Here is a 22,144-nt window from a genome sequence, read left to right on the forward strand (position 1 = left end):
GGTCAACGCTCTCCCCGGTAGCCGACAAGCCCCAGCATGCCACCGGCAACCGGCTTTCCCGGCGCGGGGGCGGGTGAAGGCACAGCCAGATCGATTGCCGGCAGAACCGGCTCAGGGTCTGCCACGAACGCCTCACCATGGAAATAGACCGTCTCGGCATCGGCAGCAGAGCGCGCATCGATGATCGCTGTCTGATCAAAACCGCGCCGTTCAAGGGCCCTTATCCGCCAATTGTTGGCTTCGAATGCCACCAGCAGGGCAAGCAGCGCTGCGACGATTTCCGCCAGGCTGCCGTGCCCCGTATAGGAACCGACAATGGAGATGGCTGCAACAGCCGCAAACACCAGCGCTGCTTCGAACCACAGACGATTGAACAACAGCCAGGGAACCGGCAGGAAAAACGCGATGAGTGCAAAACCATCCCGGATGAAGACGGTCTTGTCATCTTGCCGCTGGTTGTCCTGCAACGGCGGTACCAAAACAATGTAACTGGTCATATCCCAGCCCTTCTTCTCAGCCGTTCAACGAACCCTTGGTTGAAGGGATGACGCCCTTCTGGCGCGGGTCCGTCTCGATAGCCGCGCGCAGGGTGCGCGCGACCGCCTTGAAACAGGTTTCGGCGATATGGTGGTTGTTGGCACCATAGAGATTGGACACGTGCAAGGTGATGCCCGCATTCTGCGCCAGCGCCTGGAAAAATTCGCGCACCAGCTCCGTATCGAATGTGCCGATCTTCGGGGCGGAAAACTGCACCTGCCAGACCAGGAAAGGACGGCCGGAGACGTCCAATGCTGCGCGCGTCAGTGTTTCGTCCATGGCAAGGTCGAGGGAAGCATAGCGGTTGATACCACGCCGGTCGCCAAGCGCCCTGGCAATCGCCTGGCCGATGGCAATGCCGGTATCTTCGACCGTGTGGTGATCATCGATATGCAGATCGCCCTTGGCCTTGATGTCCATATCGATCAGCGAATGGCGGGACAGCTGTTCCAGCATATGGTCGAAAAAACCCACTCCGGTGGAAATGTCAAACGAGCCCGTTCCATCCAGATCGACCGAAACGGCAATGCTGGTTTCCTTGGTGGTCCGCTCTACTTTCGCAGTCCGCATGCTGGCACTGGTCATCCCTGTTTCCCGTCGTCTGGGTTTCGCAAAAACGGCATTAATGCTGGCCTTCTAGATCAGGATTGACGAATCTCCAAATGCTTTGATGGCGCAGGTTCAACTCCAGATTTGCAATTCCAGAGCGGCATCATACATAAGTTGCACAGAAGGGGTTCGATCTGCTGCCATTTGGGGCATAGTCGGACCTGCTTGAAGGAGAATCGAATGCAAGAACACAACCCCTCCACCATGTATGGCACCACGATCGTCACGGTCCGCAAGGGCGGCAAAGTGGTCATCGCAGGCGACGGCCAGGTCAGCCTTGGCAACACGGTCATGAAAGGCAATGCGCGCAAAGTGCGCCGTATCGGCAAAGGCAATGTCATTGCCGGATTTGCCGGTGCGACCGCCGATGCCTTCACCCTGCTCGAACGGCTTGAAAGCAAGCTGGAGCAGTATCCCGACCAGTTGATGCGCGCCTGCGTCGAGCTTGCCAAGGACTGGCGCACCGACCGTTATCTGCGCCGCCTCGAAGCGATGATGCTGGTGGCCGACAAATCCATCACGCTTGCGCTGACCGGCAATGGCGACGTGCTTGAACCGGAACACGGTATCATGGCCATCGGCTCAGGCGGCAACTATGCCCTGGCAGCCGCGCGTGCGCTTGTCGACACCGACAAGACCGCCGAAGAGATTGCCCGCAAGGCCATGGAGATAGCCGCCGATATCTGCATCTTCACCAATACGAGTGTAACGCTCGAGACGATCGATGCCGAGTGAGCCATCCTACCGCTTCAGGCCGTTGGAGCCGGCTGATCTGGATCTGATTTCAGGTTGGCTGGCTGAGCCGCATGTGGCGCAATGGTGGGGCGATGATCCCAAGGAAGAGTTCAACGCCATTGCGGCGCATATGGACAGCATATCCGTCGAGCCATTCATCATCATGCTGGATGAACGGCCAATCGGCTACCTGCAAACCTATGATCCGCATTTGGAAGATGATCATCCCTATCAGGATCAGCCAACAGGCACGCTGGGCCTTGACCAGTTCATCGGCGAACCGGATCTGCTCAATGCAGGACATGGGTCGCGCCTGATCGACGAGTTTGTTTCCCTGCTCTTCGAAGAAGGTGTGCCGCGCGTGATCCTCGATCCGGACCCGGCCAATGCGCGCGCGATCAAAGCCTATACCAAGGCGGGTTTTATCCCTTTCGATACCCGCACATCCATTTACGGCCCGGCCCTGATGATGGCACGGGACAATCCAGATGAAACGAGACCATGATGACAACCTTTTCTCCCCGCGAAATCGTCTCTGAACTCGACCGGTTCATTATCGGCCAGAAGGACGCTAAACGTGCTGTCGCCATTGCCCTGCGCAACCGCTGGCGCCGCCAGCAGCTCGAAGGCCAGATGCGCGAAGAAGTCATGCCCAAGAACATCCTGATGATCGGACCCACCGGCGTCGGCAAGACGGAAATCTCCCGCCGCCTGGCCCGTCTGGCCGGCGCGCCGTTCATCAAGGTGGAAGCCACCAAATTCACCGAGGTCGGTTATGTCGGCCGCGATGTTGAACAGATCATCCGCGATCTGGTTGAGGTTGCCATTGGCCTCGTTCGCGAAAAGAAGCGCGAAGATGTCAAGGCGAAAGCCCACCTCAATGCGGAAGAACGCGTTCTCGATGCCCTCGTCGGCAAGACGGCCAGCCCAGCAACCCGGGATTCGTTCCGCAAGAAACTGCGCGACGGCCTGATCGATGACAAGGAAATCGAAGTCGAAGTGGCTGACACCGGTTCGGGCATGCCCAATTTCGAACTGCCGGGCATGCCAGGCGCCAATATCGGCGTGCTCAATTTGAGCGACATGCTGGGCAAGGCCATGGGCGGACGCACCAAGACCGTCAAGACAACGGTCAAGGAGTCCTACGGCGTTCTGATCAATGACGAGTCCGACAAACTACTCGATCAGGACCAGATCACGCAGGAAGCACTGCGTTCGGCGGAAAATGACGGCATCGTTTTCCTCGACGAGATCGACAAGATCGCCGCCCGTGACGGCGGCATGGGCGCCGGCGTGTCGCGCGAAGGCGTGCAGCGCGATCTGCTGCCGCTCGTCGAAGGCACAACTGTTGCAACAAAATACGGTCCGATCAAAACCGACCATATCCTGTTCATCGCATCCGGTGCCTTCCACGTGTCCAAGCCATCCGACCTTCTGCCGGAATTGCAGGGCCGTCTGCCGATCCGCGTGGAACTGAGCGCCCTGACGCGCGATGACATGCGCCGGATCCTCACCGAGCCGGAAGCCAGTCTGCTCAAGCAGTACATCGCCCTTCTGGCTACGGAAGAGGTGAAGCTTGAAATCACCGACGATGCGATCGATGCACTGGCCGATATCGCCGTTGATCTCAATTCAACGGTCGAGAATATCGGCGCACGCCGCCTGCAGACGGTCATGGAGCGCGTGCTGGACGACATCTCGTTCAACGCCCCTGATAAGGCTGGCGCCGAATATACCATCGACGCCAAGTATGTGCGTGAAACGGTCGGTGATCTCGCCAAGAACAGCGACCTGTCGCGGTTCATCCTCTAACCGTGTGACAGATAAGCATCGCTCCGGGCTTATTTACCGATGCCCCCTCGACTTCCGAGGGGGCATTTTTTATTTTCGCGCACCTCCGGCTGGAACCTGTTAAGGGAGGTTGTGCTTAAGCATCTCCCCGGACGGGCCACCGTTCATCTGACTTGATCGAAATTCTGGGCTGACAATGAAACGACATCTGATCCTTTTCGCGACCACCTGCCTTCTTTCACTGTCCGCCGCCCTTCACCCAGCCTCGGCCGTGACCGTTGTGCCGGAAGGCAATCGCAATGCGACCCAGCCCAATATTCCCGTCGCTTCAATCAAGCGGACGGGCGAGCTGAATACAACGCATGAAGCGAAATACCAGAAAATCTATAACCTGCTGAAATCGGACCCGAAGCTGCGTTCGAAGATATCGAGCGTTGCCAGAACCTATGGCATCGATCCGGTTCATATTGTTGGCGCGCTCGTTGGCGAACACACCTATAATGTCGATGCTTACGACCGTCTCCAGACCTACTATGTCAAGGCTATTTCCTATGTGAAGCAAGGGCTTAGCTTTGATTATCAGGGTGAGAGCATCGGCGACTTCATCAAGCGTCCCCAATTTTCCTCCTGCGCGCAGTACAAGGACAGCCTGCGTCTGTGGACCTGCCGCGAAGGTGTGTGGGAATCGGACTTCCGCGGCAAGACGGCCGGCGGCAAGCGCTTTCCTGACAACAGGTTCGCTGCGGTGTTCTTCCAGCCCTTCTATGCCGGCCAGACCTTCGGCCTTGGCCAGCTTAGCCCGTTGACGGCATTGCAGATGACGGACATGGTCAATCGCTATTCGGGTTTGCCGAAACTGGATGCGGACCATGCCACGGATGTCTACAAGACAATCATGGACCCGGACTTCACCCTTCCCTATATGGCGGCAACCATCAGGGAATCCATCGATGTCTACCGGCGGGTAGCGGATTTCGATATTTCAAAAAATCCGGGAATCACCGCGACGCTCTACAATACGGGCGGCGCCGATGCACGCGCGCGGGCTCTCGCCAAGACCAATGCAGGCCGTGCCGCGGCAGGACAGCCGCCGCAACTTCCCGAAGAAAACTACTATGGCTGGCTCGTCAACAACAAGCTCGATCAGTTGAAAGCCCTGTTTTAAGGCTCAACGCCGCCGCTTGCCGGCGGATCGCTTTATCTCGCCAATCAGGGATTGAACGACCTCCGCCTTGAGGTCGCGAATATGCGCCGCAACCAGGTTGGCCAATTCCGTCGATGCTGGCGGCAGGCCGGCTGTGTCAATCGTGATGCGCGGATGCGAGATCATGGCCAGCCGCTGCAATTCCTCGGCCTCGTCCCAGATGATGTTGAAATACTGGATGATGCGCTGCAGCTTGTCCCATGTCGGCTGTCCGCGCCTTCCGTGCTCCAGCGCCGAGAGATAGGCGGCCGAAACCCCGATGGCCTTCGCCATTTCTTTCTGGGAGATGCCGCGCTCGTCCCTGAGCTGGCGCAGCTTTTCACCGAACGGCGTCATGGCACCTCCGGCAGCCGGCGCATGCGGACATAGATGGCGCCCGTCCCGCCATGATTGCGGGCCGCATCTTCATAGCCATTGACCAGCACGCGGAACGGCGGCGTGGTGAACCAGAGCGGAACCGCCTGACGCAGAACCCCATCGCTTCCCATGGAAGATCCTTTGCCGGTGATCACAAGCACATGGCGCAGCTCGCGCTGGTGTGCGCGGCGGAGGAAGCCGAGAAGCAGGCCATAGGCCTCGCTTTGCGTCAGTCCGTGCAAATCGATCCGGCCTTCAATGACCACACGTCCGCGCGATATCTTCTTGTGGGTCGGACGGTCGATCGGATGCAGCCGATGCGCAGGTACCGCCGGTTTTGCCGGAGCCGGCACTGGCATTGTCTTCGACTTGATCTTTTCGGGTGCCGATGGCGTGACTGCCGGCTGATCCTGCACCGCGTCGAGCAGAAATTCCATCTTGTCCTTCCCCTTCAGGGGCCGGGTGGATTTTGCGACTTTCTCCCAGAGAATCCGGTCTTCAATGTTGGCGAACTCGTCTCTGGACCGCTTCATGCGCGATCCGCCAACAATGACCGGGGCACAAGCGCATAAAAAACGGCATCGTGACGAATGCCGCCCGCGATGTCACCCGCCGTATCGCCGGAGCCGGCAAAAAGGTCGCCGCGCGCCGGTCCTACGATGGCGGACCCGGTATCCTGCGCAATCATCAGCCGCGCAAACCCCTCTCCCCCGAAGGCTTGCAAGGCAGGTGCCGAGATATAGAAGGGCGTACCGAAGGTATGCAGCAGCCGGTCGACAGCAAGGGAACGTCCGCCCGTCAGCGGCACCTTGGCAGCCGCAATCGGCCCCAGCGTGACGTCGTCGACCGCGGCTTCGCGAAAGAAAATATAGGATTGGTTGTTCCACAACAGGCTTTGAACCTGATCAGGATTGTCAGCAAGCCATGCGCGGATAGCCTGCATCGACATTTTATCCAGCGGGATTTCACCGCGATCCAAGAGGATTTTTCCGACGCCGGTAAATCGGTGGCCGGTCTTCGCCGCGTAGGTGATGCGGCGCAGGCGACCATCGGTCATCTTCAACCTGGCGGCGCCCTGAACATGAATGAAGAAGGCATCGACCGGACTTTCGACAAAGGCTATTTCCAGATTTTGCCCATCGAGTGCACCGCTCTCAATGGCAGCGCGGCCAAAATACTCGGCAAGCCCTGTCGGGGTTTGCCGGGCGAAAGCGAAATAGGGATCAAAACCCGCAGGCCGATTGCTGTCGTCCACATCCACCAGATCATTCGGGCGGCTGAGAAAAGGAACCGTGTAGCGTTCCGTTCGAACCGGAGACGCAACCACCTCGGGTTCATAGAAACCCGTGACAAAACCATGTCCCGTCTCGGGATTTTCTAGGCGTGCCGGACGGAACCATTTTTCAAAAAACCGCCGTGCCTCTTCGTCACTTTCGACCAATGTTTCACGTGAATCGGCGAAAATGGGCGCGAGGGCCTCAAAAGTGATACCCAGAGACCCACTTTTATAGGGCTTTTCCTGAACCCTGCTGGCAGAACGCACAAAGGCTTGAAATGCTTCAAGCTGGTTGTCGTTCTTCCACCCGGGGCAATCGGTGAATGCCACCGGTTTGAAGAGAAGGGAAAGCATGGTCTGGCGCTCGCGACAGGAGAATCAATCTTCGGCTTCGGTCGCGACGAGTTTCCAGTTCGGATCCTTCGAACGGGTATCCCGCGCATAGGTCCAGACATCCTTGACTTCAGCCACCGCTTCCTTGTCGCCGTCGATCACGTTGCCGTCTTTGTCCAGGGTTGCCGAAATCAGCTCGCTGACGACGCGCACTGTCACGTGCGCTTCCGTGCCCTTCATTTCAGCGCCGGTAATGTCGGCCTTGTTGATGCCGACGAACGAGGATTGCACCTTTTCGCCACGCGATTCACGATCGGCGATTGCTGAAACGAAACCATCAAATACTTCGCGCGACAGGAGCGATTTGAGCGTCTTGCGATCACCATCGGCAAAGGACATGACGATCATCTCATAGGCCATCTTCGAGCCTTCAAGAAACTTCGCCGGATCGAATGCCGGATCGGCGTTCTGGATGGTGCGAAGGCCTTCATTCAGCGGCGTACCGGGTTTCGCCAGTGCATCCACCTTTTCAAACTGGTTTTCCTTCGGCTCACCGCGCCGCGGCAGCGACACGACATTATCGCCGGGTTTGGCCTTGTCTTCGACCTCGGCTGTGCGCGATGATGCGTACGGATTGAATGGCGGACGCTCGTTGCCGGTGCGGCGACCAAGGACCTTGCGCAGCTGCAAAAAGATCACCACTGCTGCCACGAAGAAGAAAATCGTTCCGAAGTCCAGATATTCCATGTCGCCTGCCATTCATCCCTAAATTCAGTCGGCCGTTCATTGTACAGCCATTGCGCTTTTGTCGAATTACCAAAACATATAGATTGCTGAAGGCAATCATACAAATGCTCATGTTCATACCTATATAGGCATGAAATTGACGCCGGGTATGGATTATAACCGGATATGTCCTTCGAAAGGTAAATTAGTTGCGATCCTCTCTTGTGCCCCTGTTCCTGCTTGCACTGCCATTTCTTGAAATTGCCGGCTTCATTGTGGTTGGCAGCAAGATCGGTGTTCTGGCAACGCTCGGCCTGATCATCCTGTCGATGTTCCTCGGTGTTTTTCTGTTGCGCCTGCAGGGATTTGGCATCCTGCAGAAAATCCGTTCGGAAACCGCCGCCGGCCGGACGCCGAGCCGCGAACTCGTGCACGGCGTCATGCTGTTCTTTGCGGCGTTCCTGCTGATCGTTCCCGGCTTCATCACGGACATTATCGGCCTGCTTTTGTTCATACCCGCCATTCGCGATATTGGCTGGCGTTTTGTCCGGAGCCGCGTGGTCGTGGTCAATCCTGCAGCAACGGGCCATTCCCGGCCGGGTCGCTCCGCTGATCGCGTCATTCAACTTGACCCGGAAGATTATTCCAGGAAATCCGACCCCAACTCGCCATGGGGCCCGAAAGAATAGCCTGCATGCATCAGGATGATTCCTCCCGGCTTGCCTCGCTGGGACTCTCATGCTAGCCAGCCATCATTCATTCGATAACCGCCGAAGCGGACGCAACGAGAGAAGGTTTCCAGACAATGGCTCAAAAGCCTGATGAAAATGCCGAAAACGGCAATGAAGCGACCAATGGCAATGGGAGCGTCCAGCAGCAGACACTGAACATTCTTGCTCAATACGTGAAGGATTTGTCCTTCGAAAGCCCAGGCGCGCCTCTGTCGCTGCGCCCGCGGGACAAGGCTCCCGGCATCAGCATCAACGTGAATGTCAACGCCAATCCGATTGCCGAGAACGATTTCGATGTCGTTCTGACCCTCACGGCCCGTGCCGGTGAAGGCAAGGAAGTCCTATTCAACGCGGAGCTCGTCTATGGCGGCGTTTTCCGTCTGGAAGGCTTCCCGCAGGAACATCTCCTGCCGCTGCTTTTCATCGAATGCCCGCGCCTGCTCTTCCCGTTCGCACGTCAGATCATTGCCGAAGCAACCCGCAATGGCGGCTTCCCGCCGCTGATGATCGACCCGATCGACTTTGCGCAGATGTTCCAGCAGCGCATGGCTGAAGAACAAGCCAAGTCGATGGTCAGCTAAGCCAACGGTTCTACTGGATAGCAAAAACCCGGGTTCGACCCGGGTTTTTGTTGCCGCGGTTTTTACCGTGCTGCTATCCGTTCGTTCCAGATCGCTTTCTCGCCAATCTTCTCGACCAGCTTTTCGTGCGCCTGCTTTTCCGAATCGGTGAGGCGGGATGGCAGCGGTACCGCGCGGCGCGCAATGACAACAACCGTTTCCGTATCGGCGGATTGCTTGCTTTCGGACTGTTCGGCAACGGTCAGGCCAAGGGCTGCCTGTTTTCCGCCGATCAGTTCGATATAGACTTCCGCCAGCAACTGCGAATCGAGCAACGCGCCGTGCATCGTGCGGTGACTGTTGTCGATGCCGTAACGACGGCACAGGGCATCCAGGGAATTTGGGCCCATCGGATGTTTGCGGCGCGCGAGTGCCAGCGTGTCGATAACCCGGTCATTGCTGATGGGAGGGTGCCCCAGGCGGTTCAGCTCGGCATTGATGAAGCCCATATCGAATGTGGCGTTGTGGGCGATCAGCTTTGCCCCGTCGATGAATTCGAGAAAACCGTCGACGATTCCGGCAAAGACCGGCTCATCCTTCAGGCGGTCATTGCTGATGCCGTGAACGGCCAGCGCATCCGGGTGGACCTGTTTGCCATCCGGATTGATGAAAACATGAAATGTGTTGCCGGTCGGGAAACGATTGACCAGTTCCACACCGCCAATTTCGATGATGCGATCGTCCAGCCGGTCGAGCCCTGTTGTTTCCGTATCGAATATGATCTCGCGCATGGAATCTTCCTTTGACCCAGATTTCATGAATTGACCGGCCAGCGCAAGACCGGAGCAGCGGTTTCCCCGCTTTCCGCCTGTCAGGAATCCGTGAGAATCCGGATTATCTCGTTGATCTCGGCCCGCGTCGCATCAAATGTCTGGTCCGTGTTGACGACAAAATCGGCACGGGCACGTTTCTCGGCGTCGGGAGTCTGCCGCGCAAGAATTGCTTCGAGTTTTTCGAGGGTCATGTCGGCCCTGGCCAATACCCGCCTTTTCTGCACATCTGCCGGTGCGCTGACAACAAGGATCTTGTCCACCCGCTCATCCCCACCAGTCTCGAACAGCAGCGGAATATCGATAACGGCAAGCTTCGCACCTCGGGATTGAGCGCCATCGCGGAACGCGTTCTCTTCGGAACGAACCATGGGGTGGATAATCGATTCAAGCTTCCGAAGTGCCTTGGGATTGCCAATGACCGCTGCCGAAAGCCTGGCGCGATCCACCACGCCGCTTTCCGTCGTTCCTGGAAAAGCTGCTTCAATCAAAGGAGCCGCCGCGCCGGAATATAGCCGGTGAACCGTTTCATCGGCGGAATAGACCGGAACGCCCGCATCCATGAACATTTGCGCGGCTGTCGATTTACCCATGCCGATCGATCCGGTGAGACCCAGCACGATCATTTTGGTTTCCCCGCCGCCATATCGGCCAGAATGAGGTTTCGCAGCTCTGCCGTTACATTCGGCCGTTTGCCGAACCAGTGCTCGAAGCCCGGTACGGCCTGGTGCAGCAACATGCCCAGTCCATCGGCGGTTTCGAGACCGCGCAAGCGCGCTGCGCGCAAAAGCGGCGTTTCCAACGGCACATAGACAATGTCGGTCACCAGCGCATCCGAATCAGCCTCGGTCAGGTCAATCACCAGCTCGTCTTTACCCGACATGCCGAGCGACGTGGTGTTTACAATCAGTGACGCGCCCTTCAGCAATTCCGGCACCGCGTCCCACCCATGGGCACCCCCGGAAATTCCAAACCGGTCTGCCAGTTCCTGGGCCCGCTCCATGGTCCGATTGACGATCCTGATGTCGGTGAAACCGCGCTGCTTCAACGCAAAGATCACCGCCCGGCTTGCCCCGCCCGCACCCAGCACCAAAGCGCTCTTGCGCTCACTCCAGCCGGGGCTCAGCGAGTCCAGATTTGCCAAGAACCCGTAAGCATCCGTATTGCCGCCATACAGAATGCCATTCTCGAACCAGAGCGTGTTCACCGCTCCGATTTCTTCGGCGGCAGAATCGCGCTTCCCGCACAGGGAAAAAGCCACTTCCTTATGCGGGATGGTAACGTTACCGCCGACAAACCCATTGTCATTCAACGTGCCGATAAAGCCGGCAAAAGCGTCCGGTGCTACCTCTACCGCCCGATAGGAGCCGTCCAATCCGAATTGCCTGAGCCAGTAACTGTGGATGAGCGGCGAGCGTGAATGACGGATTGGATAACCCGTTACGAAAGCGCTGGGATGATCAGCCATCGATCGCACCCTCCCGGCGCAGTTCATTCAGCAACGGCAATAGTGGGAGGCCGACAATGGTGAAATAATCTCCATCCACCTTCTCGAACAGCTGCACGCCTTCGCCTTCATATTGATAGGCGCCGACACTTTGCAGAGCGATGGTACCAACCCGTGCCAGGTGCCGTCCAATGAAAGCTGGATCGAGATCGCGCAATGTCATGCGCGCCACCGAAACGTGCCGCCCCACCGTCTGCCCGCCCTTGACCAGAACAATCGCGCTGTTCAGGTGATGAGTCCGACCGGAAAGCCTGAGCAGTTGCCGACGCGCGGCCTCCATATCGGCAGGCTTGTGCAAAACCTCGTCGCCCAAGGACAGGGTTTGATCCGAACCGATCACCAATGCATCCGGGTTACGCTCACTGACATCGAGCGCCTTTGCTTCGGCCAGAACAAGCGCGACGTCCTCCGGCGTTGCGCCGCTCTTATAGAGAGGCGCTTCTACCGCCCGCTCATCGATATTGGCCGACTGTGCGGTAAAAGCGATGCCGGCGTTTTTCAGGAGCAACGCGCGGAACGGACTTTTGGAAGCAAGAATAATCTGCATTTGTCTTCTTCTCTGATTAACAACGCGGTTATCGCCCCTGGGAACGCAGGGCGAGAACCGCCGCCGCCGTTTCTTCAATGGAACGGCGTGAGACGTCTATCATAGGCCAATTATAGCGATGGCAAATCTGCCGCGCATAGGAAAGCTCTTCAATAATGTTGGCCCGGTCAAGATAGTGATCCGTATCGAAGCCCGGGGTTGCCCCGAGAATGCGATGCTGGCGCACCTGTGAGATCCGCTCTGCCGAGGCAATCAGGCCAACAATCAGCGGCCGCTCCGCATTGATAATCACATCGGCAATGGGCACACCGGGAACGATGGGCACATTGGCGGTCTTGATGCCGCGATTGGCGAGATAAATGCTTGTCGGGGTTTTCGACGTCCGTGAAATGCCGATCAGAATGACATCGGCTTCTTCGATATCGAGCGGCAGCTGGCCGTCATCATGCTCCATGGTAAAATTCAGCGCATCGATGCGGCGGAAATATTCCGCATTGAGCACATGCTGCGCCCCAACCCGCCGTCCCGCCGGAGCACCGAGATAGGACTGGAATATGCTGAGGACCGGTTCAAGAACGGACACGCAGGGAACGCCAATCGTCGCGCAGCTTTCATCGATCATTGCCGCCAGCCGTTTGTCCACAATGGTATAAAGGACAATGCCAGGTTCTGCATCGATACCTTCAAGCACCTTTTTGATCTGCTTTTCCGTGCGAATGAGTGGATAGACATGTTCAATGGCGCGCGCATGCACATATTGCGCCGCGGCTGCGCGGCCCGCCGCCAGAAGAGTCTCTCCGGTCGCATCAGAAATCATGTGAAGATGGAAGTAGTTGACTGGCTTTGTCACAGAAAACTCGACTCCCTGTTGATGACTGGGGAGAATTCTCCCGGTTTTGAACAAGCAATGGCAGCCATGTGAATCATTGGCAAGTCATCCACAGCGAGCCCACTTGTGGATGACTCTTCGGGGCACCGCTGCGATCTGGGGATTGTTGCGACTCTTCGTCCGTTGTTCCCTGCATTCCCACATGGATATCCACAGATCGATGTTATTTAACAGACTGATAATGAATGGAATTTTACTTTATTACCGCTTTTCCTGAAATTTGCTTTATGGTTTTCCCTGTTTCGCATCGCTCCGGTTGCCTGTGGGAAAAAGTTGGCAATCTGATAATTCCCGATACAAACAGACTCTAAGAATCAGAAAATCAGAAAATATCCAATTTTCTTTTTTGTAAGACAAAGCTGGAGAGAGACGGAATGGTCCGCAAAGTGATGAAAGTCCTTAGAGGCGAGACAGTTTTTCCGCCTCCTATCTGGATGATGCGCCAGGCTGGACGCTACCTCCCCGAATACCGGGAAGTCAGGAAGAACGCCGGAAGTTTTCTGGATCTCTGCTATTCGCCCGATCTGGCCGTCGAAGTGACACTGCAGCCGATCCGCCGTTTCGGATTTGATGCGGCAATCCTGTTTTCCGACATTCTTGTCGTCCCGCATGCGCTTGGCCGTGATCTGCGCTTTGAAGAGGGCAGAGGCCCTTTGATGACGCCGATTGATGCGGATGGCATTTTCTGGCTTGAACCCAATGGGGCTGTGGAACGCCTGGAGCCTGTCTACGAGACGGTTCGGCTGCTCCGGCATCAACTGCCACAGGAAACCACCTTGCTTGGCTTCTGTGGCGCTCCATGGACCGTGGCGACCTATATGATAGCCGGTCATGGAACACCGGACCAGGCACCGGCCCGCCTCTTCGCCTACCGCTATCCGGATGCCTTCCAGAAATTGCTGGACGAACTCGCCGATGTTTCAGCAGAGTATCTGATCCGCCAGATCGATGCCGGTGCTGACGCGGTGCAGATTTTTGATTCCTGGTCTGGTGTTCTCGACGAAGCCTGCTTCGAGCAGTTCTGTATCGCTCCCGTGGCCAGGATCGTCAAAAAGGTGCGTGCATCCCACCCGGATGTCCCGATCATCGGTTTTCCCAAGGGCGCCGGCGCGCTTTATGTGAACTATCGCGAACGCACCGGGGTGACAGCCTTGGGCCTAGACTGGACGGTGCCGCTGTCGCTGGCGTCTTCGCTTCAAGGTGGAGGAGCAATTCAGGGCAATCTTGATCCCTTGCGTGTTGTTGCCGGCGGCCGGGCGCTGGATGAAGGCGTGGATGCCATTCTTGACGGGCTGGGTCACGGCCCGCTGGTCTTCAATCTTGGTCATGGCATCACACCCGATGCTCCCGTGTCCCATGTGGAACAGATGGTTGCGCGCGTGCGGCAGGCAACGGCCAGGAACTGACGCGCTGAAAACCGGGGATTGATTATGAGCAGCAACGAGATGCCGGTCCAAAATTCAAGCAAGACAGCATCGATGGCAAAGGCGATCGGTATTGCTCTTGCCTTGGTTGTTGTGACCCTGGTCTATCTCTATCCCGACGACGCCTATCTCTGGGTGAAGGCATTGCATGTGATTGCTGTCATCTCCTGGATGGCCGGGATGCTCTATCTGCCGCGGCTGTTCATCTATCATTGTGCCGCCGAAAAAGGGTCCGTCCAATCGGAAACGTTCAAGGTGATGGAGCGCCGGTTGCTCAAAGCCATCATCAATCCGGCCATGATGGTGACATGGGCCGCCGGACTTTGGCTCGCGTGGCGAACGGTTGCCTATATGGACGGCTGGTTTCATGTGAAATTCCTGGCCGTCCTGATCCTTTCCGGCATTCACGGCTACTTTTCCAAGGCTGTCCGCATGTTCGCCGAGGATAGAAACGCAAAGCCTGCCCGTTTCTGGCGGATGATGAATGAAGTGCCAACGGTTCTGATGATCATTATCGTGATCATGGTCATCATAAAGCCATTTTGACTCATCATTTTATTTTCTGCCTGATATCAATACCACTCATGAAACCCCTTGCCCTTGCAGTCATGATTGGCTAGATAGGGGCTCTTCTCTGGAAATACCGCCATAGCGATCTTCAGCCATTCATACATGGCACTGCATTCCGGCATCGTCATTTCCCTTCCCCATTTCAAACCTATAAGATTAAGAGTTCCGCACACATGCAGGAAATGAAACTACAAGAACTCAAGAACAAGACGCCGGTTGATCTTCTGGCGTTTGCTGAAACACTGGAAGTCGAAAACGCCAGTGTCATGCGCAAACAGGAATTGATGTTTGCGATCTTGAAGAAACTGGCCTCCCAGGATGTCGAAATTATCGGCGAAGGCGTGGTCGAGATATTGCAGGATGGCTTCGGCTTCATGCGTTCTGCCAATGCAAACTATCTCCCAGGCCCCGACGACATCTATATCTCTCCATCGCAGATCCGGCGGTTTTCGCTGAAAACCGGTGATACCGTCGAAGGTCCGATCCGTGGGCCCAAGGAAGGTGAGCGCTATTTCGCCCTTCTCAAGGTCAACACCATCAACTTCGAAGACCCGGAAAAAATCCGCCACAAGATCCACTTCGACAATCTGACACCGCTCTATCCGAATGAGCGTTTCAAGATGGAGCTGGAAAATCCGACCACCAAGGATTTGTCAGCCCGTGTCATCGATCTGGTGGCACCTCTCGGTAAAGGCCAGCGCGGTCTCATCGTCGCTCCGCCCCGTACCGGTAAAACCGTTCTCCTCCAGAACATTGCCCATTCCATCACTGCCAATCATCCCGAATGCTATCTGATCGTTCTTCTGATCGATGAACGTCCGGAAGAAGTCACGGATATGCAACGTTCCGTAAAGGGCGAAGTGGTCTCCTCGACATTCGACGAGCCGGCGTCCCGCCACGTTCAGGTGGCCGAAATGGTCATCGAGAAGGCGAAGCGTCTGGTAGAACATGGCCGCGATGTGGTCATCCTGCTCGATTCCATTACGCGCCTTGGCCGCGCCTACAACACCGTGGTGCCATCATCCGGCAAGGTTCTGACCGGCGGTGTCGACGCCAACGCGCTTCAGCGCCCCAAGCGTTTCTTCGGTGCGGCACGTAACATCGAGGAAGGCGGATCGCTGACGATCATTGCGACGGCGCTTATCGATACGGGCAGCCGCATGGACGAAGTGATCTTTGAAGAATTCAAGGGTACGGGCAATTCGGAAATCGTGCTCGACCGCAAGGTTGCCGACAAGCGCATTTTCCCGTCCATGGATATTCTGAAATCCGGCACGCGCAAGGAAGACCTGCTCGTACCGCGTCAGGATCTGCAGAAGATCTTTGTCCTGCGCCGTATTCTGGCCCCGATGGGCACCACGGATGCGATCGAGTTCCTTATCGACAAGTTGAAGCAGACCAAGACCAATGGCGAATTCTTCGATTCGATGAATACGTAACAGTCCTAGGATTACGGTTTGAGCAGCGCTGCCAGCGCCTCGGCCGTTTCCACAGGCGCCAGACACACGAACCCGCGGCAGAGATAGGCCGCGGGTTTTTTTATGGCGATTGCTCCGCTGCCGGGCACCAGCTCGATTGTGGTGTTTTCCCTAAACTCCATCCAGATGTCGGTACGGCGCGGATCCGGATAATCGTTTGCAAGCTGCAGGAGCGGATGGCTTTTGTCCGGAGTGACCAGAACAAGCTTCATCGGTTCCATCAGCAGGCTTGCGCTGTTGAGAACACCGGCCTGGCCATAGCGCTGTTCAAGCACACGACCGAGCGCGTTTTCAGCGAGTACCTCGGCCCGCTGCTGCAATGCGTAGTCCGATGTTGCTGTCGCCAGGCGGGAGATGGCTTCGATGATCTGCCCGGTAGCGCTCGGTATGGCCTCATCCTGATCACCGCGCACGCGGATGATGACATCGGTGCTGTCGGTGGCGCTGAGGGCATGATTGCCATCTTCTGTAAGATGCCAGCGATCGAGAGACTGGAGCCAAAGAGCCGCGTCGTCGAGAAACGCTTTGTCCTGCGTCGCTTCGTAGAGGGAGACGGAGGCATTGATCATGGATGCATAATCCGATGACAAGCCGGGAAAGAGGCGGGATTGTTCCAGAACGGAATGCGGTAGACGCCCATCAACCATCGATTCGGATATGGAACGATATGCGCCCAATGCCAGATCCAGCCAATCCTTGCGCTGGAATAACCGCGCCGCTTCCGCGAGCGCACGGATCATCAGCCCGTTCCAGTCGGTGAGCGACTTGTCGTCGCGATGGGGGTGGACCCGGCTTTCGCGGCGATTGAAAAGTATCTGCCTGGCCTTTGCCAAATGTGCCTCGGTGTCTGCATCTGATGAGCCGGGCGAGGTCAGGCGATTGAGAATGGTTTTGCCTTCCCAGTTTCCCTCTGGCCGGATATCGTAAACCGTGCGAAAGATATCGAAATCCGGCGTCGTCGGAATTTCATCCGCGGACCAAACGTAGAACCGGCCCTCTTCACCCTCGCTGTCGGCATCCAAGCTCGAGGCAAAGCGCTGGCCGTTCGCCAGCATTTCGCGCTCTAGCCAACCGACAGTTTCTTCGATTCGCAGGCGGAACAATCCATCTTTGGTCTCAGCATAGGCATACGTCGCGTGACGGATGAACTGGGCATTGTCGTAGAGCATCTTTTCAAAGTGCGGGACAAGCCAGCGATCATCGACGGAATACCGGGATAGCCCGCCGCCGAGATGATCGTAGATGCCGCCCTGCAGCATCATTTGCAGGCTCCTGAGAAAGGCATCCCGATGCTGGGCATTTCCGGTGCGCAGCCATGAAAGCCAGATTGTATCCATGAAAGGCGCATTCGGGAATTTGGGAGCGCCAGTCAAACCGCCTTTCTGCATGTCGATCATGCCGGATATATTGGCGGAAAACTGATCAAAGATATGTTTGTCCAGCGCTGCCGGACCCGCCTGGGCGTCAAGACGGGCGCCGACGTGGCTGGTCAAGGCATCGACGTTCTGGATGACGCGCGTGCGGTCTTCGCGCCATACCCTGTCGATCGACTGCAACACGTCGACAAAACCAGGCCGGCCATAGCGCGAATTCTTGGGAAAATAGGTTCCTCCCCAAAACGGCTTTGCCTCCGGTGTGAGAAACATCGTCAGCGGCCAGCCCCCCTGCTCTCCCATCGCGCCAAGAGCTGCCATGTAGATCTGATCGATATCCGGCCGTTCTTCCCTGTCCACCTTGATATTGATGTAGTGGGCATTCATCAGGTCGGCAACGTCGCTATCTTCAAAGCATTCGTGTGCCATGACATGGCACCAGTGACAGGCAGCGTAACCAACGGACAGCAGAATGGGCTTGCCCGTTTCTTGTGCTTCCGCCAGCGCAGGCTTTCCCCATGGTCGCCAATGCACCGGGTTGCCGGCATGCTGACGAAGATACGGGCTGGACTCGTTCCCGAGCAGATTGGCTTGCTGATACATTGGATTACTCCGCTCTTCCCGAATGCCGGCTTGAGGGTTATCAAGACATCCAGTGTAGCCGTGGATAAATGCAAATGAAACAGAACCAGAATTTCAGCGAGACTATTTTTGCCCTGTCCAGTGGGCGGCTTCCGTCTGGTGTCGCCGTGATCCGCATGTCCGGATCGAAGACTCGATTCGTTATCGAAACAATTTGCGGTAACCTTCCTCAGCCGCGGCAGGCTGAGCTGCGTACGTTCCGCGATGCGTTTGGTAGCCCCATTGATCGGGGACTCGTGTTGTTTTTCTCCAATCCCCATAGCTTTACCGGTGAGGATTGCGGCGAGTTTCACCTGCACGGCGGTCGTGCGGTTGTCGATGCAATGATTTCGCTTCTCTATACCTTTGACAATTGTCGTTTGGCCGAACCCGGTGAGTTTACGCGGCGCGCCTTTGCCAATGGAAAATTCGATCTGACAGTGGCTGAAGGTCTCGCGGATCTGATCGCCGCTGAGACCGATGGCCAACGCCGCCTGGCACTGCAGATCGCATCCGGCTCGCAAGTTCAGCTCTACTCATCCTGGCGTACCGAGATGATCCGCGCGCGCGCTTTGATTGAAGCGGAACTGGATTTTGCCGACGAATCCGACGTGCCCGGCTCCGTATCGGATCAAGTCTGGGTATCGATGCGTGATCTTGCGGAAAAGATTGAACATCACGTAGCCGATGGAAAACGTGGCGCAATCGTGCGCGATGGCTTCCGCGTCGTCATTATTGGTGCGCCGAATGCCGGCAAATCGAGCCTGCTGAATGCCCTAGCGGGTACCGATGTGGCGATTGTCTCCGACGAACCGGGAACGACACGTGACCTGATCGAAATCAAACTCGATCTGGGAGGCCTGCCCGTCCTTATCACCGACACGGCGGGTCTTCGGGAAACCGAGGGCAAGGTGGAACAGATAGGCATTGAACGGGCACTTGATCGCGCACACGCCGCGGATCTGGTACTGTTGCTGACGGATATGGCGAGCCCCCTTCCGGCACCATTCGTCGAGCTGGATGCGATCGATACGCTGCGAATTGGAACGAAGCTGGATGTTGTCGAGAGAGCGCCATCCGACAGCTATGATCTAAAAGTTTCAATCCGTTCGGGTGAGGGTTTGAATGATCTGATAGCGGCTTTGCGATCCAGGGCCGAATCTGCGGCTGGGAATCTCTCTGATCCGCTTCCCACCCGCCGCCGTCATATGGAGTTACTCGCCGAAACGAGCCGGGAAATCAATCACGCTGTGGTTGACGCAGCCGCGCCGCTGGAGGTTCGGGCTGAGTATCTACGCCGGGCCTCCCATGCATTGGGGCGAATTACCGGAGATGTGGATGTCGAGGATATTCTCGATGTGGTATTCTCACAGTTCTGTATAGGCAAATGATTCACGTGAAACATTGAAACTATAACGGCAACTTGTGCGTGCGAATTGTTTCACGTGAAACATTGTTCTTTGACTCACACTTGACTCAGGGCGTTGATTTGCTCATCAAGACACTGAATTCGAATCTCGGAAAGTTTGGCTCGTGGAAGACAATTTTGACGTCATCGTCATTGGTGGTGGACACGCCGGCTGTGAAGCCGCAGCGGCCTCAGCACGCTATGGCGCGCGCACGGCGCTGGTAACACACAAGGCCGATACAATCGGTGTTATGTCCTGCAACCCCGCCATAGGTGGTCTTGGCAAAGGTCACCTCGTCCGGGAGATTGACGCGCTCGATGGCCTGATGGGCCGCGTTGCAGATGCCGCTGGTATTCAGTTCCGACTTCTCAACCGGCGCAAAGGCCCTGCTGTGCGCGGCCCGCGCACCCAGGCGGACCGGAAGCTCTATAGGCTGGCGATGCAAGCGGCGATTGCGGAACAGCAGAACCTGACGGTCGTTGAAGGTGGCGCCAACGATCTGGTTGTTCACGATGGAAAGGTTGCCGGCGTTCAATTGATGGATGGCCGCGTTTTCTCCTGTGGTGCTGTTGTCCTGACGACGGGAACATTTCTTCGCGGCTTGATCCATATCGGTGAAAAGAAGATACCAGCAGGGCGAATGGGCGAGGCCCCTGCCCTCGGTTTGTCGGATACCCTGACGAGACATGCATTCGCTTTGGGTCGGTTGAAGACAGGCACGCCGCCGCGGCTGGATGGTCGCACGATCGATTGGTCAGGGCTTGACGTTCAATCTGCGGACGAGGACCCGCTGCCGTTCTCGTTGATGACGGATGTCATAACCAACCCGCAGATCGACTGCGGGATCACGCGCACGACACCGGAATCGCACGCCATCATCCGCGCGAATCTGCATCGCTCCGCGATGTACTCCGGGTCGATTGAAGGCATTGGCCCGCGCTACTGTCCGTCTGTGGAAGACAAGATCGTCAAATTTGGCGACCGGGATGGCCATCAGATATTCCTGGAGCCCGAGGGCTTGGATGATCACACGGTCTATCCCAATGGGATATCAACATCCCTACCCGAGGACGTGCAGCTGGAAATTCTCAAGACCATACCGGGTCTCGAGCGCGCAACCATGCTGCAGCCGGGTTACGCCATTGAGTATGACTATATTGATCCGCGCGAGTTGGATCGAAGCCTGGAGGCGCGGCGCATCGGCGGCCTGTTTCTCGCCGGGCAGATCAATGGAACAACGGGATATGAGGAAGCGGCGGCACAGGGTTTGCTGGCGGGACTGAATGCGGCGCGGCTATCCGGCGGTGGCGAGCCTATGATCATTCATCGCACTGAAGCCTATATCGGGGTGATGATCGATGATTTGACATCCCGCGGCGTGAGCGAGCCCTATCGCATGTTTACGTCGCGAGCGGAATTTCGGCTTTCCCTACGGGCTGACAACGCCGACGAACGTCTGACACCCATGGCGGACCGATTGGGGATATTGGGTTCGGATCGACGGGATCGCTTCGCGGCACGGACGGATCAATTGGATGCGGCGCGTCACCTGGCAAAGCGCTTGACCATCACACCAAATGCGGCAGCGGCCGTGAATCTGCATCTCAATCAGGATGGCGTTCGCCGTTCGGCCTATGAACTGCTTGCCTTTCCTGAGATAGACTTGGCGCGCTTACGGCTGATCTGGCCGGAACTGGCTGACATTAACGGTCGTGTGTCGGAGGCTTTGGAGATCGAAGCGCAGTACGCGGTTTATCTCGAACGCCAGAAGGCCGACGTTGCCGCGATGGAACGCGAAGAAGCGCTGCTCATACCGCAAGGCATGGATTTTTCGGTGGTTTCCGGCCTGTCCAACGAGTTGAAGCAGAAGCTCAAGCAGCGCCAGCCGCGTTCGATTGCGGAAGCCCAGCGCATCGATGGCATGACGCCGGCCGCGCTTGCCCTCATTATCACCCAGATCCGTCGCAGCACTGTCGCAAGAGACGTGGCGTGAGCGATTGGCGGGAGAAGAAGCTGCGTGGGGTTATCCCCAATGTTTCACGTGAAACAGTCAAGGACCTTATTGACTTCGAATATCTGTTTCGAAAGTGGTCAAAGGCGATCAATCTCGCGTCCCCTGCCACGCTGGATGAGTTGTGGGAACGGCATATTATCGACAGCGCACAGCTCCGCCCGCTTATGCCTGAGGCCAAGCGCTGGCTTGATCTCGGTTCAGGCGGCGGTTTTCCGGGTGTTGTTCTCGCTATTCTCCTGAAGGAAACGGAGGGTGCGGCGATTGATCTTGTCGAGAGCAATGGCAAGAAGGCTGCGTTTTTGCGCACTGCTCTGGGCCAGTTTCACACTCCTGGAACGGTGCATCCAGTTCGGATTGATGCGGTTTGGTCGAAAATCACCACACCTGATGTTGTTACGGCCCGTGCACTTGCGCCGTTGAAGGAACTTTTTGCACTGACAGAGCCCTGGCTGACAAGCGGCGCAACGGCACTTTTTCAAAAAGGCCGGGATTATCGGCGCGAGATCGAGGAAAGCCGTGACGGCTGGTCATTTGATCTGATACAACATGCCAGTATGGTCGATGTTGAGTCGGTGGTGTTGCAGATCAGCAATGTGCGGCGCAACCCAGCGGCGAAATAGGCC

At 56.8% G+C, this 22,144-nt stretch carries 24 protein-coding genes; 12 read left to right on the forward strand and 12 right to left on the reverse strand.

Going from position 1 to position 22,144, the window contains the following annotated elements:
• Window positions 1-2 precede the first annotated feature (2 nt).
• Complete coding sequence (locus ACZ25R_RS21455) at window positions 3-497, reverse strand: DUF2628 domain-containing protein (protein WP_472462149.1); 495 nt, start codon at window positions 495-497, stop codon at window positions 3-5.
• Window positions 498-513: 16 nt separating this feature from the next.
• A complete protein-coding gene (hisB, locus tag ACZ25R_RS21460; protein WP_472462150.1) occupies window positions 514-1,122 on the reverse strand; it encodes an imidazoleglycerol-phosphate dehydratase HisB in 609 nt (202 codons plus the stop codon).
• Between the two features lie 204 nt (window positions 1,123-1,326).
• Between hisB and hslV the strand changes: the two genes are divergently transcribed.
• The 4 genes from hslV (at window position 1,327) to ACZ25R_RS21480 (ending at window position 4,837) form a co-directional block, all read left to right on the forward strand.
• Entirely contained in the window at window positions 1,327-1,881 is a 555-nt protein-coding gene (gene hslV / locus ACZ25R_RS21465; RefSeq protein WP_105734132.1) for an ATP-dependent protease subunit HslV, read from the forward strand.
• Window positions 1,871-2,386, forward strand: a complete 516-nt coding sequence (locus ACZ25R_RS21470; protein ID WP_472462151.1) for a GNAT family N-acetyltransferase — start codon at window positions 1,871-1,873, stop codon at window positions 2,384-2,386. Before hslV ends, ACZ25R_RS21470 begins: the two co-directional genes overlap by 11 nt.
• Window positions 2,386-3,693 (forward strand): ATP-dependent protease ATPase subunit HslU, encoded by a 1,308-nt coding sequence (gene hslU, locus ACZ25R_RS21475; protein WP_464663146.1) that lies wholly within the window; start codon window positions 2,386-2,388, stop codon window positions 3,691-3,693. Before ACZ25R_RS21470 ends, hslU begins: the two co-directional genes overlap by 1 nt.
• A 175-nt stretch (window positions 3,694-3,868) precedes the next feature.
• Window positions 3,869-4,837 (forward strand): DUF1402 family protein, encoded by a 969-nt coding sequence (locus ACZ25R_RS21480; protein WP_472462152.1) that lies wholly within the window; start codon window positions 3,869-3,871, stop codon window positions 4,835-4,837.
• A 3-nt stretch (window positions 4,838-4,840) separates the two neighbouring features.
• Here the strand turns inward: ACZ25R_RS21480 and ACZ25R_RS21485 are convergent, their stop codons facing one another.
• Genes ACZ25R_RS21485 through ACZ25R_RS21500 form a run of 4 tightly spaced genes read right to left on the reverse strand, consistent with a single transcriptional unit; the run spans window position 4,841 to window position 7,589 of the window.
• Window positions 4,841-5,212 (reverse strand): helix-turn-helix domain-containing protein, encoded by a 372-nt coding sequence (locus ACZ25R_RS21485; RefSeq protein ID WP_346305563.1) that lies wholly within the window; start codon window positions 5,210-5,212, stop codon window positions 4,841-4,843.
• On the reverse strand, window positions 5,209-5,766 hold the full coding sequence (locus ACZ25R_RS21490; protein WP_472462153.1) for a Smr/MutS family protein: 558 nt from the start codon (window positions 5,764-5,766) through the stop codon (window positions 5,209-5,211). The genes ACZ25R_RS21485 and ACZ25R_RS21490 overlap by 4 nt, the downstream gene beginning before the upstream one ends.
• Window positions 5,763-6,863 carry a murein transglycosylase A gene (gene mltA / locus ACZ25R_RS21495; protein ID WP_472462154.1) on the reverse strand — a complete coding sequence of 367 codons (1,101 nt, stop codon included), beginning with the start codon at window positions 6,861-6,863 and terminating at the stop codon, window positions 5,763-5,765. Before mltA ends, ACZ25R_RS21490 begins: the two co-directional genes overlap by 4 nt.
• Before the next feature lie 24 nt (window positions 6,864-6,887).
• A complete protein-coding gene (locus ACZ25R_RS21500; RefSeq protein ID WP_288191894.1) occupies window positions 6,888-7,589 on the reverse strand; it encodes a Tim44/TimA family putative adaptor protein in 702 nt (233 codons plus the stop codon).
• A gap of 188 nt (window positions 7,590-7,777) precedes the next feature.
• Between ACZ25R_RS21500 and ACZ25R_RS21505 the strand changes: the two genes are divergently transcribed.
• Window positions 7,778-8,257 carry an FxsA family protein gene (locus ACZ25R_RS21505; RefSeq protein ID WP_472462155.1) on the forward strand — a complete coding sequence of 160 codons (480 nt, stop codon included), beginning with the start codon at window positions 7,778-7,780 and terminating at the stop codon, window positions 8,255-8,257.
• Between the two features lie 116 nt (window positions 8,258-8,373).
• Window positions 8,374-8,880 (forward strand): protein-export chaperone SecB, encoded by a 507-nt coding sequence (gene secB, locus ACZ25R_RS21510; protein WP_223613951.1) that lies wholly within the window; start codon window positions 8,374-8,376, stop codon window positions 8,878-8,880.
• Window positions 8,881-8,942: 62 nt separating this feature from the next.
• Here the strand turns inward: secB and dnaQ are convergent, their stop codons facing one another.
• The 5 genes from dnaQ to ACZ25R_RS21535 form a co-directional block, all read right to left on the reverse strand.
• Complete coding sequence (gene dnaQ, locus ACZ25R_RS21515) at window positions 8,943-9,650, reverse strand: DNA polymerase III subunit epsilon (protein WP_472462156.1); 708 nt, start codon at window positions 9,648-9,650, stop codon at window positions 8,943-8,945.
• An 80-nt stretch (window positions 9,651-9,730) separates the two neighbouring features.
• Entirely contained in the window at window positions 9,731-10,315 is a 585-nt protein-coding gene (gene coaE, locus ACZ25R_RS21520) for a dephospho-CoA kinase (RefSeq protein WP_472462157.1), read from the reverse strand.
• Entirely contained in the window at window positions 10,312-11,157 is an 846-nt protein-coding gene (locus ACZ25R_RS21525) for a shikimate dehydrogenase (RefSeq protein ID WP_472462158.1), read from the reverse strand. Before ACZ25R_RS21525 ends, coaE begins: the two co-directional genes overlap by 4 nt.
• Window positions 11,150-11,743: a Maf-like protein gene (locus ACZ25R_RS21530; RefSeq protein WP_472462159.1), complete on the reverse strand. Its 594-nt coding sequence runs from the start codon at window positions 11,741-11,743 to the stop codon at window positions 11,150-11,152. Before ACZ25R_RS21530 ends, ACZ25R_RS21525 begins: the two co-directional genes overlap by 8 nt.
• Before the next feature lie 28 nt (window positions 11,744-11,771).
• Window positions 11,772-12,593 carry a pyruvate, water dikinase regulatory protein gene (locus ACZ25R_RS21535; protein WP_223613946.1) on the reverse strand — a complete coding sequence of 274 codons (822 nt, stop codon included), beginning with the start codon at window positions 12,591-12,593 and terminating at the stop codon, window positions 11,772-11,774.
• 413 nt (window positions 12,594-13,006) lie between these two features.
• Here ACZ25R_RS21535 and hemE point away from each other — a divergent pair, with 413 nt between their 5' ends.
• The 3 genes from hemE (at window position 13,007) to rho (ending at window position 16,065) form a co-directional block, all read left to right on the forward strand.
• Window positions 13,007-14,038: a uroporphyrinogen decarboxylase gene (gene hemE / locus ACZ25R_RS21540; RefSeq protein WP_472462160.1), complete on the forward strand. Its 1,032-nt coding sequence runs from the start codon at window positions 13,007-13,009 to the stop codon at window positions 14,036-14,038.
• Between the two features lie 72 nt (window positions 14,039-14,110).
• On the forward strand, window positions 14,111-14,602 hold the full coding sequence (gene hemJ / locus ACZ25R_RS21545; RefSeq protein ID WP_472462161.1) for a protoporphyrinogen oxidase HemJ: 492 nt from the start codon (window positions 14,111-14,113) through the stop codon (window positions 14,600-14,602).
• Between the two features lie 197 nt (window positions 14,603-14,799).
• Window positions 14,800-16,065, forward strand: a complete 1,266-nt coding sequence (gene rho, locus ACZ25R_RS21550; RefSeq protein WP_091879370.1) for a transcription termination factor Rho — start codon at window positions 14,800-14,802, stop codon at window positions 16,063-16,065.
• A gap of 11 nt (window positions 16,066-16,076) precedes the next feature.
• Here the strand turns inward: rho and ACZ25R_RS21555 are convergent, their stop codons facing one another.
• A complete protein-coding gene (locus ACZ25R_RS21555) occupies window positions 16,077-18,080 on the reverse strand; it encodes a thioredoxin domain-containing protein (RefSeq protein WP_472462162.1) in 2,004 nt (667 codons plus the stop codon).
• A 74-nt stretch (window positions 18,081-18,154) separates the two neighbouring features.
• On the opposite strand from ACZ25R_RS21555, the gene mnmE reads away from it, so the two are divergent.
• The 3 genes from mnmE to rsmG all read left to right on the forward strand — a co-directional run bounded on the left by mnmE (window position 18,155) and on the right by rsmG (window position 22,141).
• Window positions 18,155-19,489: a tRNA uridine-5-carboxymethylaminomethyl(34) synthesis GTPase MnmE gene (gene mnmE / locus ACZ25R_RS21560; RefSeq protein ID WP_472462163.1), complete on the forward strand. Its 1,335-nt coding sequence runs from the start codon at window positions 18,155-18,157 to the stop codon at window positions 19,487-19,489.
• Window positions 19,490-19,631: 142 nt separating this feature from the next.
• Window positions 19,632-21,500, forward strand: a complete 1,869-nt coding sequence (gene mnmG, locus ACZ25R_RS21565; protein WP_472462164.1) for a tRNA uridine-5-carboxymethylaminomethyl(34) synthesis enzyme MnmG — start codon at window positions 19,632-19,634, stop codon at window positions 21,498-21,500.
• On the forward strand, window positions 21,497-22,141 hold the full coding sequence (gene rsmG, locus ACZ25R_RS21570) for a 16S rRNA (guanine(527)-N(7))-methyltransferase RsmG (RefSeq protein ID WP_472462165.1): 645 nt from the start codon (window positions 21,497-21,499) through the stop codon (window positions 22,139-22,141). The genes mnmG and rsmG overlap by 4 nt, the downstream gene beginning before the upstream one ends.
• Window positions 22,142-22,144 lie beyond the last annotated feature (3 nt).

The organism is Phyllobacterium sp. RCAM01083 (genome assembly GCF_055685835.1).

Bases quoted from the DNA above. Each gene is read 5' to 3' on its own strand.
- hslU (WP_464663146.1), top strand. From the start codon at position 2,386: ATGACAACCTTTTCTCCCCGCGAAATCGTCTCTGAACTCGACCGGTTC.
- dnaQ (WP_472462156.1), bottom strand. From the start codon at position 9,650: ATGCGCGAGATCATATTCGATACGGAAACAACAGGGCTCGACCGGCTG.
- ACZ25R_RS21485 (WP_346305563.1), bottom strand. From the start codon at position 5,212: ATGACGCCGTTCGGTGAAAAGCTGCGCCAGCTCAGGGACGAGCGCGGC.
- hisB (WP_472462150.1), bottom strand. From the start codon at position 1,122: ATGACCAGTGCCAGCATGCGGACTGCGAAAGTAGAGCGGACCACCAAG.
- hemE (WP_472462160.1), top strand. From the start codon at position 13,007: ATGGTCCGCAAAGTGATGAAAGTCCTTAGAGGCGAGACAGTTTTTCCG.
- coaE (WP_472462157.1), bottom strand. From the start codon at position 10,315: ATGATCGTGCTGGGTCTCACCGGATCGATCGGCATGGGTAAATCGACA.
- mnmE (WP_472462163.1), top strand. From the start codon at position 18,155: ATGAAACAGAACCAGAATTTCAGCGAGACTATTTTTGCCCTGTCCAGT.
- mltA (WP_472462154.1), bottom strand. From the start codon at position 6,863: ATGCTTTCCCTTCTCTTCAAACCGGTGGCATTCACCGATTGCCCCGGG.
- hemJ (WP_472462161.1), top strand. From the start codon at position 14,111: ATGGCAAAGGCGATCGGTATTGCTCTTGCCTTGGTTGTTGTGACCCTG.
- ACZ25R_RS21525 (WP_472462158.1), bottom strand. From the start codon at position 11,157: ATGGCTGATCATCCCAGCGCTTTCGTAACGGGTTATCCAATCCGTCAT.
- rho (WP_091879370.1), top strand. From the start codon at position 14,800: ATGCAGGAAATGAAACTACAAGAACTCAAGAACAAGACGCCGGTTGAT.
- secB (WP_223613951.1), top strand. From the start codon at position 8,374: ATGGCTCAAAAGCCTGATGAAAATGCCGAAAACGGCAATGAAGCGACC.
- ACZ25R_RS21490 (WP_472462153.1), bottom strand. From the start codon at position 5,766: ATGAAGCGGTCCAGAGACGAGTTCGCCAACATTGAAGACCGGATTCTC.
- ACZ25R_RS21530 (WP_472462159.1), bottom strand. From the start codon at position 11,743: ATGCAGATTATTCTTGCTTCCAAAAGTCCGTTCCGCGCGTTGCTCCTG.
- ACZ25R_RS21555 (WP_472462162.1), bottom strand. From the start codon at position 18,080: ATGTATCAGCAAGCCAATCTGCTCGGGAACGAGTCCAGCCCGTATCTT.
- ACZ25R_RS21470 (WP_472462151.1), top strand. From the start codon at position 1,871: ATGCCGAGTGAGCCATCCTACCGCTTCAGGCCGTTGGAGCCGGCTGAT.
- ACZ25R_RS21455 (WP_472462149.1), bottom strand. From the start codon at position 497: ATGACCAGTTACATTGTTTTGGTACCGCCGTTGCAGGACAACCAGCGG.
- ACZ25R_RS21500 (WP_288191894.1), bottom strand. From the start codon at position 7,589: ATGGAATATCTGGACTTCGGAACGATTTTCTTCTTCGTGGCAGCAGTG.
- hslV (WP_105734132.1), top strand. From the start codon at position 1,327: ATGCAAGAACACAACCCCTCCACCATGTATGGCACCACGATCGTCACG.
- ACZ25R_RS21480 (WP_472462152.1), top strand. From the start codon at position 3,869: ATGAAACGACATCTGATCCTTTTCGCGACCACCTGCCTTCTTTCACTG.